The sequence below is a fragment of the Hephaestia sp. MAHUQ-44 genome (assembly GCF_023806085.1).
GTDB lineage: Bacteria > Pseudomonadota > Alphaproteobacteria > Sphingomonadales > Sphingomonadaceae > Sphingomonas.
This window is the reverse complement of record NZ_JAMSLX010000012.1, coordinates 81,259-96,895: the sequence shown is the minus strand read 5'-3', so window position 1 is coordinate 96,895 and position 15,637 is coordinate 81,259. Positions and strand designations below refer to the sequence as shown.

Genomic DNA, 15,637 nt, shown 5'->3' with positions numbered 1-15,637 from the left:
CCAGCACAATCTCAACTTCACGCAGCTTGCCGATAATCTCTTCCGGCTTATGCTTCTTGCTCGGCATTCGTCGTCCCTTTCGTGGTCCAGACTATCATAGTCTCTGGGCCACTCAGCGGGGGGCAGATCAGCCCCGTGGGGAGCGGGCCGGTGCCGCCTCTGTTTCAGTCACACTGAAACAGCATAGCGCACCGCTTTGATTCCGCCGCTGCCGCACCTAAGTGGCAACGCATGAAATCAGCTGATCAAGCCCGTGCGCTCGTCGAAGATGTTGTCGCCCGCGCGCACCGTGCCGGCGCCGATGCCGCCGATGCCGGTTTCTCGACCCATGCCGCGCTCGATGTATCGGTGCGCCTCGGCGCGTTAGAGGATGTCGGCCGGTCGGAAACGTCGGATCTGGGGCTGCGCGTGTTTTGCGGGCGTCGCAACGCCAGCGTCTCGAGTTCGGATCTCGCCAGCGCCGCGCTCGACGCTCTGGTCGATCGCGCGATCCGCATGGCACGCGAGGCGCCCGAGGACCAGTGGGCCGGTCTCGCGCCCGCCGACCGGCTGCTCCGCGGCGCGCCCCCGCAGCTCGACCTCGCCGATCGGGTCGATCCGACCCCCGAAGCGCTCAAGGCGCTCGCGCTCGAGGCCGAGGATGCCGCGCGCGCGGTCGCGGGTGTCACCAACAGCGAGGGCGCGGGGGCGGGTGCCGCACGCGCTGTCTCGGCGATTGCGACCAGTCACGGCTTTTCGGGCGCGTATGAACTGACGCGCTACGGCCTCCATGCGAGCGTGCTCGCGGGCACCAGCGGTGCGATGGAACGCGATTCGGCACACCATTCGGCGCGCCATGCCGCCGCGCTGGAAAGTCCGGCCGCGATCGGTGCGCGCGCGGGCGAACGCGCGGTCGCGCGCCTCAATCCGGGGCGTCTCAAGAGCGGGGCGATGCCGGTGGTGTTCGATAGGCGGATCAGCGGTAACCTGCTCGGCCATTTGCTCGGCGCGATTTCGGGGGGCGCGATCACCCGCAGGACGAGCTTCCTGCTCGATCGCCTCGGCAGCCGGGTGTTCGCGCGCGGCGTCGATATCGCCGACGATCCGCACCGCCCGCGTGGGCTGCGCTCGCGTCCGTATGACGGCGAGGGCCTCCCCGTCTCGCCGACGGTGATCGTTGCCGACGGGATGCTCGAAACATGGCTGCTCGATAGCGCCGCCGCGCGGCAATTGGGGCTAGAGGCCACCGGCCATGCCGTGCGCGGCGGCGGGGTGGCGGCGAGCAACCTCGCGATGGCGGCGGGCAAGATCCCTCGCGACACGCTGATCGGCGAGATCGAGCACGGCGTGCTCGTCACCGAGCTGATCGGGCAGGGGGTCAATCTGACGACGGGCGATTATAGCCGCGGCGCCTCGGGCTTTCTGATCGAGGGCGGCGAGATCGTCGCGCCGGTCGCCGAATTCACCATCGCGGGCAATCTGAAGGATATGTTCGCCAGCCTTACGCCCGCCAGCGATCTCGCGTATCGGTACGGCGTGGATGCACCGACGGTCAGGCTTGAGGGGATGACGGTGGCGAGTGGCTGACGCGTTTGCTGAGCGGTGCCGGCGGTCGGTTCAGCGATGGTGAACCGTGACCTCGCCGATGCCGTCGCGGCGATCGCGCGTGAGGCGGGGCAGCGTGCCTTCACCCGCTGGCGCACCGATTTCCGCCGCTGGGAAAAGAGCCCCGGCAACCCGGTCTGCGAGGTCGATCTGGAGGTCGATGCACTGCTGCGCGCGCGGTTGACCGCGCTGCTCCCCGATGCGGGCTGGCTCTCCGAAGAGACCGTCGACAATCAGGATCGTCTGGCGAAGGACCGCCTGTGGGTGGTCGATCCGATCGACGGCACGCGCGATTACATTCGCGGGCGCGAGGGCTGGGCGGTGTCGATTGCCTTGGTCGAACAAGGCCAGCCGGTGATCGGCTTGCTCGATTGTCCGCCGCGTGCCGCGGTGTTCCGCGCCGAAGCGGGGCAAGGCGCCACACTCAACGGCGCGCCGATCCGCGCTGCGCGCCGCACAAGGCTTGCCGGTGCGCGCGTGCCGACCGAGGCGCTGCCCAAGGTCGATCGCGATCTGGTCGCGGTCTATCGCCCCAATTCGATCGCGCTTCGCATCGCGATGGTCGCCGCCGCCGAGGCCGATCTCGTCGCGACGCTGCGCTGGGGCCATGAATGGGACATCGCCGCCGCCACGCTGATCGCGCGTGAGGCGGGTGCGGAGATGTCGGATGCATTCGGCCAGCCGCTTGCGTTCAACACCCCCAGCGCCGAGGCGTTCGGCGTGCTGGCGACCGCGACGGGCCTGCACGCCGCCGCGGTCGCGCGGCTGCGCGACCGTGCCGCAAAATACGCCGAGCGCTGATCCTCCCCGGTGCTGAGAGGCTGTTTGAGAAATCGCGAAAGAGCGATTTCCGAAGCGGCCCCGGCCCGCAATGCGCCGAAAGGCGCATTTCCCAACGGGCTCTGAGGAAGATTACCCCTCGATCGTGCCGTCGCCCTGATATTTGATTTCGAGATAGCGTCCGCGCGTCGCGAGCAGATCGAGATCGCCTTCGGCCAGTTGCCGCGTCATCTGCGCGATCTCGCGGTCGATGACGTCGAGCCCGTCGAGCAATTGCTGGTCGGGGGTCTTGCCGTTGCGCTCGACGCGGCGCAGCGGCTCGGGAACGCGGCCATAGCCCTTGACCAGTTCGGGCAGGTTGTCGCCCACCAGCTTGCGGACCTCGGACGCCGCCGGGCTGTTGTCGTCGAGGTTGACGAGCTGCGGCCCCAGCGTCTCGAGCCGCTGGCCGATCCCGTCGAGCAGCCGCTGTGCCGAGGGCGGGAGCGTGCTGCGCTGGCGTTCGAGCCATTGTTCGGTGCGCATCGGCAGATATTTGAGCGGCGTCTGGTCGAGCTTCTCGGTCGTGATCATCGGCTCGCTCGGGAAGATCGCGAAGCCCACCGTGGCGACGAGCAGCAACAGCATCACCAGCATCGCGCCGCCGATCCCCAGCGGCACGAACCAGCCGAGCACCATCGCGCCCAGCAGGATCGCGATGTCCGCCGCCGCGATCCGCCCCAACCGGCTCACCAGCGTCTGTTTCTGCCGGTCGCGCCGCCGCGTCGAGAGCGAGCGGTAACGCTCCGAGGTGCGGTTGAGCAGCTCGTTCGAGCGTGCGATCTGCTCGTCGACCTCGCTCATCCTCACAGCGCCTCGAGCTTGAACTGCTCGTTGGCCGACGCGCCCGCATTCTGCGCCGCCCCTTCGGCCCGCGCGATATAGCCGCGCGATTTCTCGACCTCGCTCGACAGCGTATCGACTGTCGTCTTCATCGAATCGAGCGCCTTGAGCTTGAAGGTGTCGATCGCGTCCATCGTATCGTAGATATTCTGGAACGCGCGCTGGAGCGTCTCGACCGGAATCGTCGAGGCGGCGGCCTGTTCATGGATCGTCGCGGTCTGGCTTTTGAGCAGCTTGCCGGTCGAATCGATGATCCCCGCGGTCGTCGTGTTGAGCGCGGTGATCTGGTCGAGCACCAGTTTCTGGCTGGTCAGCGCCTGCGCGACGGTAACCGCGGTACGCAGCGCCGCGACCGTGGTGGTCGAGGCGCGATCGACGCCCTTCACCAGTTCGACATTGTTCTTCTTGACCAGATCGAGCGCGAGATAGCCCTGCACCGTCACCGCCATCTGCGTCAGCAGGTCCTGCGTGCGCTGGCGGGCATAGAAGAGCGCCGTCTCGCGGATCGCCTTGGCCTTGGCGGGGTCGCTATGATCGAGGTCGTTGGCCTTGTCCTCAAGGCGCTGGTCCATCGTCTTGGACAGCACGATCATCTGTTCGAGCCGTCCCATCGCGGTCCACAGATTGGCGCGCTCGGTATCGATCGCGGCATTGTCCATCAACAGCTCGTCCTTGCCCGAGCCGAGGCTCTTGAGGATCGCCGCGATATGCGTCTGCGACGAGCGATAGCTGTCGAAATAATTCTTCATCTTGTTGCCGAAGGGGATGATCCCCAGCAGCTTGCGCGGCCCCGTCAGGCTGCCCTGCCGGCCGGGATCGAGTTCCTCGATCGTGCGGCGGAGCTGCGCGAGATCGGCGCCGACGCCGTTGTCCTTGTCCATCGCGCGCACGGGCCGGTCGAGGAAGCGGTTCGATTGCCCCGCCGCCTCGCGGATCTCGCGCTGCCCCATCGCGCTGATCGCATCGACGCGCTTGCCGAATTCGGGGCTGTTGGCATCCTGCGCGACCAGATCGTTGACGAACGCGTCGACGCGTTCCTCGAGCTTGGTCTTGGTCGCATCGTCGACGGGCACCAGCCCCACGGCCTTTTCGGGCGCCACCACGGGCACCGGATCGGGCGGGGTCAGCTTCAGATCCTGTTCGGCCGTTTCGGTCGCAGTCGTCGCCATCATCGTCTCCATGCTCGCGCGGTTCGATAGATGATCCGCTTTGCACCGCGCCGCAAGTGTATCATCTATCTATAGCACCGGTGCAATTCAACCATGTACAGGCGCAGTTCCGCGTCAAAAGTCCATCGCGAAATAGCCGCTGAGATAGCGCCCCGCATTGGCGGCATAGATGCCCGGCCCGGCGATGCTGAACCCCTGTTCGTCGAACAGGTTGACGATCTGCACCCGGAACAGCGCGTCCTTGCCGTCGAGCTTGAACAGATAACGCGCGCCGAGGTTCACCGTCGCGCGCGGCGGCACATAGAGCGCATTGTCGGTGGTGGCCGGGGTTTTGCCGCGATGCACGCCCGCCAGATCGAACGACAGCCCCTTGGCGATCGGCGTCCGCCAGTTGAGGTTGAAATTGATGAAATGGTCGGGCAGCCCCACCGGCCGCTTGCCGACCGCCGCCGCGGCGGTGGCGTCCTCGATCACGCGCGGTTTGAGGAACACGCCGCCCGCGACCATGTTCAGCCGCGGCGTGATCGCGCCCGAAACCGACATTTCGATGCCCTGATTGCGCGTGGTCCCGATCCGCGCATAGCGGCCGCTGGCGTCATAGCCGAAATAGGGGCGGCGCAGATCGAACACGCCCGCCACCAGCTTGATGCGTTCGGTCAGCGCATAGCGCAGCCCCGCGTCGCGCTGGGTGGTCAGGATCGCGGGCAATGGCTGGTTGCGGTTGGTCGCGTTGGGCGGCGCGACGCCGCTTTCCTCGAGCCCGCGCGCATAGCCCGCATAAAGCGCGAGCTTGCCCGTCAGATAGCCCGCGGCGGTGGCGTTGTAGATCCACGGATGCGATTGTGCGACGATCGGCGCGGTCGCGGGGTAAAGCGTGCGCTTGCGGTAATCTGCCTTCGACATGCCGAAGCCCAGTTCGCCCACGCCCTTCCAGCGCCCTTCGTAGGAAATACCGTAATTGAGCTGGCGCACCTTGTCGGTGCTCACGTCGCCAAAGGCGAAATCGGGCTTGTCGGCGATCACCGGCACGCCGATCCGCGTTGGCCCGAGGTCGATCTCGTCCGATCCGCCATATTCCCCGCTCGATCGGCGCCCGCGCACGCTGAGATGGATCGTGTGCAGCCGCGGTCCATCAGCGATCAGCCGCGTGACGCGCAGTTCGCCGCTCACCGACTCCTGGCGCGCGCGCGGATCGACGATGATCAGCCGGTCGGCCGCGCCCTCGGGCGTCACGTCGAGCAGCAAATTGGTGTAACCCGCCTGCGCATCGTAAACCGATCGGAACGCGCCCGCGCGGATCTCCCAATCCTGCGCGGGGGTGTAGCGTGCGATCAGCCCGTGATTGCCCGCGACAAAGCGGGTGTCGGCCCAACCGGGCCCGTCGAAGCGGCGCTGCTCGGGTTGCGGCGGCAGATAATTGCCCGCCGGGATGTAATAAGGTCCCGCTTCGTCGTGGTACGATTTTGAGGCGGTCCAGAACGGCACCAGTTCGATGGCGTCGGACGGGCGCCAGCGCGCGTAGAGCGCGGCCGATACGTGCTGCCCGTCGGTGCCGTCGGGATATTCGCTGCGGCCGAAATTGGCGCCGTAACCGATGCCGAGCGTGGTGGATACCGGCAGCGACCCATCGAGTTCAAGCCCGTAACTGCCGAAACTGTCGCTATCGACCAGGAACGATTGCCCCGCTTTCGCCGCCGGGCGCCGCAGCGAGAAATCGACGATCCCGCTCGGCGCGGCGAACGGATAGCTTTGCGCGGAAAGCCCCACTTTGACGCTCGCCGATTCGGCCAGCAGGCTGGTGGGCAGATAGACCGGGTCGAAATAAAGCCCCTCGATCCGCACGTTTCCGGCCGCAGAGGGCGAGAAGCCGCGCGCATTGCCGGCCGAATAGATACCCAGCGTCTCGCGGCCGATCGACACGCCAAAGGCGTCCTCGGCTTGCGTTACGGCGTTGTCGCCCGAACGGTTTTGCGCCGTCGCGGGCAGGGCCGCGATCATCGCTATCACCGCGCCCAGGCACAATTCGCCTGTCGTTCGTCCCCTCATGTTGCCCCCGGGCAGAATATTTTCTTGTTTTCTTGGGTATTAGCTAGCGCCGCGGGCGATGAGACGCCAGCTTTTCATGCGCACTTCCCGCAACGCAGCAATTGCGATATGGCGCACGCACCTCTTTCCAGGAAATGCCCATGCCCCTACGCAACGTGGCGATCATTGCCCACGTCGATCACGGCAAGACCACGCTCGTCGATCAACTCTTTCGCCAGTCCGGCACCTTCCGTGACAACCAGCGCGTCGACGAGCGCGTGATGGATTCGGGCGATCTCGAACGCGAACGCGGGATCACGATCCTCGCCAAATGCACCTCGATCGAATGGGAAGGGGCGCACGGCACCACTCGCATCAACATCGTCGATACTCCGGGCCACGCCGATTTCGGTGGTGAGGTCGAACGGATTCTGTCGATGGTCGATGGCGTAATCCTGCTCGTCGATTCGGCCGAAGGCGCGATGCCGCAGACCAAGTTCGTCACCGGCAAGGCGCTGGCGCTCGGGCTCAAGCCGATCGTCGTCGTCAACAAGATCGATCGTGCCGACGGGCGCGCGCAGGAAGTGCTCGACGAGGTATTCGACCTGTTCGTCAGCCTCGATGCGACCGACGAGCAGCTTGATTTTCCTGTGCTCTTTGCATCGGGCCGCAACGGCTATGCGGGCACCGATGCCAGTGTGCGCGAAGGCACGCTGGCGCCGCTGTTCGACAAGATCGTCGAGCATGTGCCCGCGCCCGAAGTTGATCCCGATGCGCCGTTCACCTTTCTGGTGACGCTGCTCGATCGCGACAATTTCCTCGGCCGCATCCTGACCGGCCGCGTCGCGACCGGGACGGTGAAGCTCAACCAGCCGATCCACGCGCTCGATAATGACGGCAAGATCATCGAGACCGGCCGCGCCTCGAAGCTGATGAGCTTTCGCGGGCTCGATCGCGTTCCCGTCGAGGAAGCCAGGGCCGGCGACATCATCAGCCTCGCCGGGCTGACGGTGGCCACCGTGGCGAACACGATCGCCGACGTCAGCGTCAGCGAGCCGCTCCACGCGCAGCCGATCGACCCGCCGACGCTGTCGATGCGCTTTGCGGTTAACGATTCGCCGATGGCCGGGCGCGAGGGCACCAAGGTCACGTCGCGCATGATCCGCGACCGCCTGTTCCGCGAAGCCGAATCGAACGTCGCGATCCATATCACCGAGGCCGCCGACAAGGATTCGTTCGAGGTCGCCGGGCGCGGCGAGCTTCAGTTGGGCGTGCTGATCGAAACGATGCGCCGCGAAGGCTTCGAACTCGGCATCAGCCGCCCGCGCGTGCTGTTCCGCGATGGCGAGGCCGGCCGCGAGGAGCCGTATGAGACCGTCGTGATCGACGTCGATGACGAATATTCGGGCACCGTCGTCGAGAAGATGGCGACCCGCAAGGCCGAGATGACCGACATGCGGCCCTCGGGCGGCGGCAAGATCCGGATCACCTTCTCCGCGCCCTCGCGCGGCCTGATCGGCTATCATGGCGAATTTCTGTCCGACACGCGCGGCACCGGGATCATGAACCGGCTGTTCGAGAAATACGGGCCGTACAAGGGCAATATCATCGGCCGCAAGAACGGCGTGCTGATCTCCAACGGCAGCGGTGAGGCCAATGCCTATGCGCTTGGTTTCCTTGAAGAACGCGGCGTGCTGATGGTCGCGCCGGGTGACCCGCTCTACGAAGGCATGATCATCGGCGAGAACGCCAAGACCGACGATCTCGAAGTCAACCCGATGAAGGCCAAGCAGCTTACCAACTTCCGCGCCTCGGGCGGCAAGGACGATGCGATCCGGCTGACCCCGCCCTGGCGGATGACGCTCGAACAGGCGATCGCCTATATCGACGACGACGAACTGGTCGAGGTGACCCCCAAGTCGATCCGCCTGCGCAAGCGCCACCTCGATCCGCACGAGCGCAAGAAGGCGTCGCGCCAGAAGGACGCTGCCTAGCGGCGGGGCCGGTTCTGATTGAACCGGACCGACCCTGGAATAGCTTTTGTGTGCCGTGGTTTCCGAGTCGCCAGATGATGTGATCTGGCTCGGAATCACTCCAGGGACGACCGATCTTCAGGCCATGCGCGCCTGCAAATGACCGTTTCTTGCGCTTCCGGTGCGCGCGTACTGATGCACGCTGCGCTCCGGATCGCGAGAAACCACCCCTTTCGGCGCGGCCTGAACCTATTTCCTGAGCGGCGCGGCCCGCGCCGCCAGCGCCATGATCGTCGCCCATTCGGCGTCGGTCACGGGCGATACCGACAGCCGCGACTGGCGGATCGTCGCCATGTCCTTGAGCGCGGGCGTCGCCTTCATCTCGGCGAGCGTCACCGGCCGCGCGAGCGGCGCGACGGGCTTGACCGCGACCGACACCCACCGGCCTTCATCGCCATCCGGCTGCGCGGTGCGCGCGATTTCCATCACGCCGACGGCGGCCTTGTCGGTCATGCTGTGGTAGAAAAAGGCGCGATCGCCGATGGCCATCTTGCGCAGGTTGAGCGCGGCGGCGTTGTTGCGCACGCCGTCCCATTCGGTGCCATGATCGCGCACCAGATCGTCCCAACTATATGCGTCGGGTTCGGATTTCATCAGCCAATACGCCATTCGTGCCTCAATTCGGGGTGGGGCCGGTTAAACCGGCGCTTAACGGCGCGTTCCGCGCGAGTTCAGCAGCCACTCGATACAGAAGGAAACACCGAACGGGAATGCGCGTTGTTTTTGCATATTCCCCGCTTGGCAGCGTTACCCGGAGGTCATCCATGCAATCCTTTTTGAAGAAGGCCGGTCTTGCCATCGCGCTCGGCGCCACCGCGTTGACGGTGGCGGCCCCTGCCGAGGCGCAGCGTTGGCATCGCGATCGCCATCATCATGGCGGCGACGCCGCCGCAGCGGCCATCGTTGGCGGCATCATCGGTCTCGGCGTCGGCGCCGCGATCGCGTCGAGCGACAATGATCGCTACGACAATCGTTACTATGACGACCGCTATTACGACGATCGCGGTTATTATGACCGCGATTATTACGCGCCGCCGCCGCGTTATTATTCGTATCGCTACCGTGATTATCGTCCGCGTTGCTACACGCAGCGCCGCTGGGATCCCTATTACGGCCGCCACGTCCGGGTGCGTGTCTGCCGCTAGAGTGATTTCGAGCCAGATGGAATCATCATCTGGCAAATCGGAAGTTACGGCAAACAAAAGATAATTCAGAGTTGGCCCGGTCCATGAGAACCGGGCCGACTCTAAGCATCCGATCGGGGATGTGGGGGTGAAGCGCATCCCGCGTCACGCGCGCGCCGCCGATACGGGCTCTGGTATCGGCGGCGTTTTCGCGTCAAAAGCGCAGTCATGACCACTGATTCGCCCCCCGACCGGCTCGCGATCGATCCCGCCAGCCCGCATTTCGACCAGGCCGTGCTTGAGCGCGGCATCGGCATCCGCTTCAAGGGTGTCGAGCGCACCGATGTCGAGGAATATTCGATGTCCGAAGGCTGGGTCCGCGTCGCGCTGGGCAAGAAGGTCGATCGTCACGGCCGGCCGCTGACGATCAAGCTGACCGGCGCGGTCGAGGCGTGGTTCCTCGATGCCGACAAGGCGAGCGAGACCTCGCCGGCGTAACGCGCTCGGGACGGAGCCCGTGCCGAAGTGTGGCGACGCATGCGCCTGCTCGGTGCGTCGCCTTGCCATCTGCGTTCGCCGGATTTGCGATCGCCCGATCGTCGGGATCGCCGAATCTGGCTTGTTCCCCAGCGCCTGACTGATAATTCATAAAATATGATTATTGGGGAGGGGTTGGTGACCGAGGGGTTTTCGAGACGATCTGTGCTGGGCGCGGGGGCGCTCGGCGGTGTCGCGGCCTCGGCGCCGCGCGCGGCACTGGCGACCCAGCAGACGGTACCGGCGCTGGCCGGTCCCGGCGCATCGCCCGCTCCCGGCACGGTGGATGAGCGCGGTGCGCAGCGGCTGCCGATCGAGAAACTGCGCGCCTGGGAAAAGCTCGGCTACGGCATGTTCATCCACTTCGGGATGAGCACCTTCGATGGTGCCGAATTGTCGAGCGGCAATACCCCTTCGGCGCGCTACGCACCGGATCGCCTCGATGTCGATCAATGGGTCGGCGTCGCGCGCGATGCGGGCATGAAATATGCGGTGCTGACCGTAAAACACGTCGCCGGCCACTGCCTGTGGCCGAGCAAACACACCGATTACAGCGTCGCGACCAGCGGTAACCGGACCGATGTGGTCGAGGCGTTCGTGCGTGCGTGCGATCGCCGCGGGGTGATGCCCGGCTTCTATTATTGCTCGTGGGACAATCACAACCGCTTCGGTTCGATCACGCCGTCGGACGGCAAGGAATTCAAGGCGGCCCAAGGCCAATATGACGCTTGGTATCTGCGCGCGCATACCACGCGGGCGTATCAGGATTTCCAGATGCGCCAGATCGAGGAATTGTTGACGCAATACGGCCGGATCGGTGAGGTCTGGATCGATATTCCGGGCGTCCTGCCGCGCGGTTTCCGCAATCAACTCTACGGCCGGATCGCCGAGCTTCAGCCCGATGCCGTGGTCATGATGAACAGCGGCGTCGGCGATGGGTCGAACTATAATATCAGCTATGCCTGGCCGTCGGATCTGATCGCGATCGAACGCTTTCTGCCCAATAGCCACACCGGCCATGTCGCGTGGCAGAGCATTGAAAACAGGCGCTATTACATGCCGGGTGAGGTGTGCGATCCGATCGGCAAGCAATGGTTTTTCGTCGATGGCGATATGCCGCGCAGCGACCCCGAACTGCTCGGCATGTATCTGACGGCGCGCTCGCGCGGCACCAATCTGTTGCTCGATGTGCCGCCCGATCGCCACGGGCTGATCCCCACCGCCTCGGTGGCGGCGTTGATGCGCCTGCGCCGGAATATCGACCGGCTCGGCATGGCGATCTGACGAGGCCGCCTTGCCCGCGCTGCGCAAACGGCTTTCACGGGGTCAGCGCGGTGCGGGCAGCGGTTTCGAACGCTTCGATCGCCAGATAATAAGGAAACGGCCCGTGGCTGATCCGCGCGACGCCCGTCCGCGCGACCTCGGCTGCTGAGGGCGCGCCGGGATAGGCCATGAAATTCACCGGCAGCGGCGATTCGCGGCAGACGCGTTCGAGCAGCGCGAGATCGCCGAGCCCCGGTACGAAGAAACCGCTCGCACCCGCTCCGGCATAGGCATGCGCGCGTTCGATCGCGCTATCGACCATCGCCGCGTCGTGCGTTTCGCGCTTGGCCTTGAGGAAAATGTCGGTGCGCGCGTTGATGAAGAAACTGGCCCCCACAGCCGCGCGGGCGGCGGCGATCCGCTTGGCCTGCGCGGCCACGGTGTACAGGCCAACGCCGCCGACCATTTGATCCTCGACATTGGCGCCGATCGCCCCGGTCGCGGCGAGCCGGGCGAGGTTTCTCCCCACGCCCTCGGGATCGGCCGCGTAGCCGCCCTCGAAATCGACCGTGACCGGTAGCGTCACGGTCTCGACGATCCGGTGCGCATTGGCGAGCGCCGCGTCGATCGGCAAATTCTCGCCATCGCTGAAGCCTTGCGCGGTCGCCACCGAGACGCTGCCGGTGGCGATGGCTTTGGCACCTGCGCGCTCGGCCGCCGCGGCGCTGCCGGCATCCCAGATGTTGAACAGGATCAGCGGCGTTCCGGGAAGGTGGAGCGCCGCGAAGCGCTGGAAAAGGTCGGTCATGCAGCCTCCGCGTCGAGTCGTGCCCGTGCGACGATACAGGATTCGCGATCGGCCCGGTTGCTAAAGTCATGATCGGGAGGGGCGGGCGACGCGATTGACCATAAGCGCGCGATTGTGTCCGGTTCCGAACGGTGGCGCCGACACTGGCGATTGGCCACATGGCCAGATTTTCGCACCTGGTCCCACAATTCGGCGTTTTCTTGTGCTTTCGTGACGGCGTGGTGGTGCTTGTCCGCGGCTTTTGGTGTTTGGCATCATTAATGCAGTGCCACGGCTGTAGGCGGGCCCTGGCCTGTCTCAGATGTCACCGCGTCCAAGGAGAATTCTGATGTCCAAGCTTTCGGTTCCCGCCCGCCTGATCGTCCTCGCCGGCGCTGCAACCCTGCTCGGCACCGGCCTGCTGCCCGCCACGGCGATGGCGAAGGACCGCATCATCGAGGTATCGGCCAAGTATTTCACGCCCGAAATAACCAAAGTCTGCCTTCCGCGCAGCACCGCGCCCAAGGACAAGCGTGCCGATCTGCCCAAGGATCCATGCCTGACTCAGGCGGAATGGGCTGAACACGGTGTGAAGATCGTCGCCAGGAAATAACCGGGAGGCGGGCGCGGCCCCCTTGCGCTTCGTCCGTCAGATTTCCGCCATCGGCGCCATGTGCCGCGCCGTGGCGGAACCCCCAACCTGCCGCGCCCGTCGCCCCCTTTATCCGGCGGGCGGGCGCGGCATTCTTTTGGCGTTGGGGGCCGGTGCCTAGAGTGATGTCGAGCCAGATGGAATCATCTGGCGACTCGGAAATCGCGGCAAACGAAAGATCATCCAGAGTCGGTCCGGTTTTGTTAGAGCCAGACCGACTTAGTGAACGAACCGTGCGACCACGTCGCGATACGAGCGGCTGACTTTCACCTGCGCGCCCGAATCGAGCACCAGGAAGCATTCGCCATTGGTGTGCGGCTTGACCTGCCGGACGAGGTCGAGATTGACGATCGTCGAGCGGTGGACGCGCTGGAAGCGGCGCGGATCGAGGCGCTTTTCCAGATCCTTCATCGTTTCGCGCAGGATCAGCGTATTGTCGCCGGTCTTGATGCACATATAATCGCCCGCCGCCTCGACGCTTTCGATCGTATCGACGTCGACGCGGAAAATCTGGCCGCGATCCTTGATGTTGATCAGTTTCTCGAACCGGTTTGCCGCGAGTTCGCCGCCGTCGCCCATATGCTCGGCTGCCTCGGGGGCGACCTCGGCGAGCACTTCCTTGAGCTTCTCGATTTCCTCGACGTTGCGCTTCTCGGCCAGCCGCAGCCGGACGCGGTCGAGCGTATCGGCTAGCCGCGCTTCCTCGACCGGCTTCATCAGGTAATCGACCGCCTGCGCTTCGAAGGCGCGGATCGCGTGATCCGAATAAGCGGTCACGAACACGAACAGCGGCGGTTCGATCTCCATCAACCCCTGGACCACCGAAAAGCCGTCGAAACCGGGCATCTGGATGTCGAGAAAGACGAGGTCGGGCTTGTTGGTCTTGATCGACCGGATCGCTTCGCGGCCGTTGGTGCAGGTGTCGATGATGTCGACATCATCGTGGCTCTCAAGCCGTAATTGCAGCCCCTGGATCGCCAGTGACTCGTCATCCACTAAAATCGTTCTGATCGTCATGCGGCCTCTCTTGTCGGTTCCTCGAGCTGGAACGGAATTTCAATGTCCACCCCGAACCCTCCCCCGCGGTTCGATCTCGTCTCAAATCGGTGGTCAGGCCCGAATGCCTGCGCCAGCCTGTCCCTGATATTGGTCAGCCCAACCCCGGTCGAAAGGCTTGGGCGTGTTTTCGTTTCGCGCAACCCCGGACCGGTGTCGGTCACGGTGATCTGCACTCTGTCTCCGGCCAGCCGCGCCTTGACGACGATTTCGGCGCCTTCTTCCTTGGGGGTTACCGCATATTTGATCGCATTCTCCACCAGCGGCTGGAGCAGCAGCGACGGCAGCCGTGCTTTCTCTACCTTGGGGTCGATATCGAATTGCGGGCGCAATCGTTCCTCGAACCGCATCTTTTCGATCTCGAGATAGAGTTTGAGCGTCTCCACCTCCTGCGCCAGCGTCACGTTCGCGGTCGGTTCGTTGGCCAGGGTATAACGCAGGAACGACGATAACCGGCTCAGCATCGCGTTCGCCCGCTCGGTCTGCTTGAGCAGCACCAGCGTCGAGATCGAATTGAGCGTGTTGAACAGGAAATGCGGGTTGAGCTGATAGCGCAACATCGCGAGCTGCGCGGTCGAGGCCTGCGTCTCGAGCTTGGAAAGCTGGTCGATCTGATCCTCGACGATCAGATAGTAATTGATCCCGAAATAGAGTGCCGACCAGCCGGTCAGCGAAATGAAGGCGATATAGGTTGCCCCGATCGCGCGCGTCAGCGTCACGCCGGGCTGGTCGCTCGACAGCGAGAAATTGAACGCGTCGAGCACCGCGAACAGCATTGTCGCCGCCGCCAGCGTCGCCAGCGAGAGCAAAATGCCCGTGATCTGCGGCAGCCGACGACGATAGAAACCGAACAGCGTCGAAAGCAGCAATGTGATGCAATAACCGATGATCGCCTCGATCACCGCATTGACGATGATCTTGAGGTCGAAGCCGTTGGAAATGCTCACGACGGTGCGCAGCAGCAGATAGCCCAGCCACCCCGCGCCCTGGAGGATCCAAAACGCGCGGTTCTTGTCCTCGAAGAACGGCCGCGAGAAGATCCCCGGCGTCGTGCCGGGCTTCAACTCGGGAAGGATGGGGCGGGGCGCGCGCATGGTAACGCTTGCATATAACGGCTCGCCGCGCGGCGGGAAGGGGCACGCGCCGCGCGGGGCGGGACAATCGGGCCGATTGCGGTGGCGCCGCCACAATGGCATGGCGCGGACATGCAGGCGTTTCGGCCCGTAACGGCGTTCCAGCGCCACCTGATGATCGTGCTGTTCGCCTGCGCGGTGCTGGTGCGCATGGGCGTGCCCGAAGGCTGGATGCCGATCACCGATACCGCGGGCACGGTGCGGCTCACGCTCTGCTCGGGCACCGGGCCGCTCGATCCGGTCGCCGCGCCGGCCGGGCACGATCATGATGGCGCACACCATGCCACCGGCCATGGCGATCACGCGACCGCCCACACCGAACCGGCGGTGACGCATGGCGATCACGCTGGCGCCGCCACCGTCGACGCATCGCACGATCACGCATCGCTCTACGATCACGGCAGCCATCCGTGCACCTTTGCCGGGCTTGGGCTTGCCGCGTCGCTCCCCGATCTGGTGCTTGCTCCCGCTGTTGTCCCGGCGATGGTACAACCCCGCGCGCCGGTGCGGGCGGTCACGACCGTTGGCCACGGGCTCGCCGCGCCGCCCCCGCCGCCCACCGGGCCACCGCTTCTCGCCTGACCGTCCGGGCGCGCCTCCCGCGCGTCCGTT

At 65.0% G+C, this 15,637-nt stretch carries 15 protein-coding genes; 8 read left to right on the top strand and 7 right to left on the bottom strand.

The genetic code is table 11. The features are described 5' to 3' along the window. The first annotated feature begins 231 nt into the window (after positions 1-231). Complete coding sequence (locus NFE57_RS13090) at positions 232-1,566, top strand: TldD/PmbA family protein (protein WP_252136028.1); 1,335 nt, start codon at positions 232-234, stop codon at positions 1,564-1,566. Between the two features lie 36 nt (positions 1,567-1,602). Continuing rightward, positions 1,603-2,385, top strand: coding sequence for a 3'(2'),5'-bisphosphate nucleotidase CysQ (locus tag NFE57_RS13085; protein WP_252136027.1), 783 nt, complete (start codon positions 1,603-1,605; stop codon positions 2,383-2,385). 111 nt (positions 2,386-2,496) lie between these two features. On the opposite strand, the gene NFE57_RS13080 is transcribed toward NFE57_RS13085, so the two are convergent. The 3 genes from NFE57_RS13080 to NFE57_RS13070 all read right to left on the bottom strand — a co-directional run bounded on the left by NFE57_RS13080 (position 2,497) and on the right by NFE57_RS13070 (position 6,413). After that, positions 2,497-3,207: a hypothetical protein gene (locus NFE57_RS13080; protein ID WP_252136026.1), complete on the bottom strand. Its 711-nt coding sequence runs from the start codon at positions 3,205-3,207 to the stop codon at positions 2,497-2,499. 2 nt (positions 3,208-3,209) lie between these two features. Continuing rightward, positions 3,210-4,415 carry a toxic anion resistance protein gene (locus tag NFE57_RS13075; protein ID WP_252136025.1) on the bottom strand — a complete coding sequence of 402 codons (1,206 nt, stop codon included), beginning with the start codon at positions 4,413-4,415 and terminating at the stop codon, positions 3,210-3,212. A gap of 114 nt (positions 4,416-4,529) precedes the next feature. Further along, positions 4,530-6,413 (bottom strand): TonB-dependent siderophore receptor, encoded by a 1,884-nt coding sequence (locus NFE57_RS13070; RefSeq protein WP_252136024.1) that lies wholly within the window; start codon positions 6,411-6,413, stop codon positions 4,530-4,532. Between the two features lie 188 nt (positions 6,414-6,601). Here NFE57_RS13070 and typA point away from each other — a divergent pair, with 188 nt between their 5' ends. Then, positions 6,602-8,434: a translational GTPase TypA gene (gene typA, locus NFE57_RS13065; protein WP_252136023.1), complete on the top strand. Its 1,833-nt coding sequence runs from the start codon at positions 6,602-6,604 to the stop codon at positions 8,432-8,434. 228 nt (positions 8,435-8,662) lie between these two features. On the opposite strand, the gene NFE57_RS13060 is transcribed toward typA, so the two are convergent. Continuing rightward, on the bottom strand, positions 8,663-9,082 hold the full coding sequence (locus NFE57_RS13060; protein WP_252136022.1) for an EVE domain-containing protein: 420 nt from the start codon (positions 9,080-9,082) through the stop codon (positions 8,663-8,665). 155 nt (positions 9,083-9,237) lie between these two features. On the opposite strand from NFE57_RS13060, the gene NFE57_RS13055 reads away from it, so the two are divergent. From NFE57_RS13055 to NFE57_RS13045, 3 genes are all read left to right on the top strand, one after another. Next, positions 9,238-9,618, top strand: coding sequence for a hypothetical protein (locus NFE57_RS13055; protein ID WP_252136021.1), 381 nt, complete (start codon positions 9,238-9,240; stop codon positions 9,616-9,618). A 207-nt stretch (positions 9,619-9,825) separates the two neighbouring features. Further along, positions 9,826-10,095, top strand: a complete 270-nt coding sequence (locus tag NFE57_RS13050; RefSeq protein WP_252136020.1) for a DUF3297 family protein — start codon at positions 9,826-9,828, stop codon at positions 10,093-10,095. Positions 10,096-10,272: 177 nt separating this feature from the next. Continuing rightward, positions 10,273-11,418 (top strand): alpha-L-fucosidase, encoded by a 1,146-nt coding sequence (locus tag NFE57_RS13045; protein WP_252136019.1) that lies wholly within the window; start codon positions 10,273-10,275, stop codon positions 11,416-11,418. Between the two features lie 34 nt (positions 11,419-11,452). On the opposite strand, the gene NFE57_RS13040 is transcribed toward NFE57_RS13045, so the two are convergent. Next, entirely contained in the window at positions 11,453-12,205 is a 753-nt protein-coding gene (locus tag NFE57_RS13040) for an isocitrate lyase/PEP mutase family protein (RefSeq protein WP_252136018.1), read from the bottom strand. 328 nt (positions 12,206-12,533) lie between these two features. Between NFE57_RS13040 and NFE57_RS13035 the strand changes: the two genes are divergently transcribed. Beyond that, positions 12,534-12,797 (top strand): hypothetical protein, encoded by a 264-nt coding sequence (locus tag NFE57_RS13035; protein WP_252136017.1) that lies wholly within the window; start codon positions 12,534-12,536, stop codon positions 12,795-12,797. Positions 12,798-13,055: 258 nt separating this feature from the next. Here the strand turns inward: NFE57_RS13035 and NFE57_RS13030 are convergent, their stop codons facing one another. Together NFE57_RS13030 and NFE57_RS13025 are read right to left on the bottom strand one after the other, a co-directional pair. Beyond that, positions 13,056-13,853, bottom strand: coding sequence for a LytR/AlgR family response regulator transcription factor (locus NFE57_RS13030; RefSeq protein WP_252136016.1), 798 nt, complete (start codon positions 13,851-13,853; stop codon positions 13,056-13,058). Then, entirely contained in the window at positions 13,850-14,986 is a 1,137-nt protein-coding gene (locus NFE57_RS13025; protein ID WP_252136015.1) for a sensor histidine kinase, read from the bottom strand. Before NFE57_RS13025 ends, NFE57_RS13030 begins: the two co-directional genes overlap by 4 nt. Before the next feature lie 111 nt (positions 14,987-15,097). Here NFE57_RS13025 and NFE57_RS13020 point away from each other — a divergent pair, with 111 nt between their 5' ends. After that, positions 15,098-15,607: a hypothetical protein gene (locus tag NFE57_RS13020; protein ID WP_252136014.1), complete on the top strand. Its 510-nt coding sequence runs from the start codon at positions 15,098-15,100 to the stop codon at positions 15,605-15,607. Positions 15,608-15,637 lie beyond the last annotated feature (30 nt).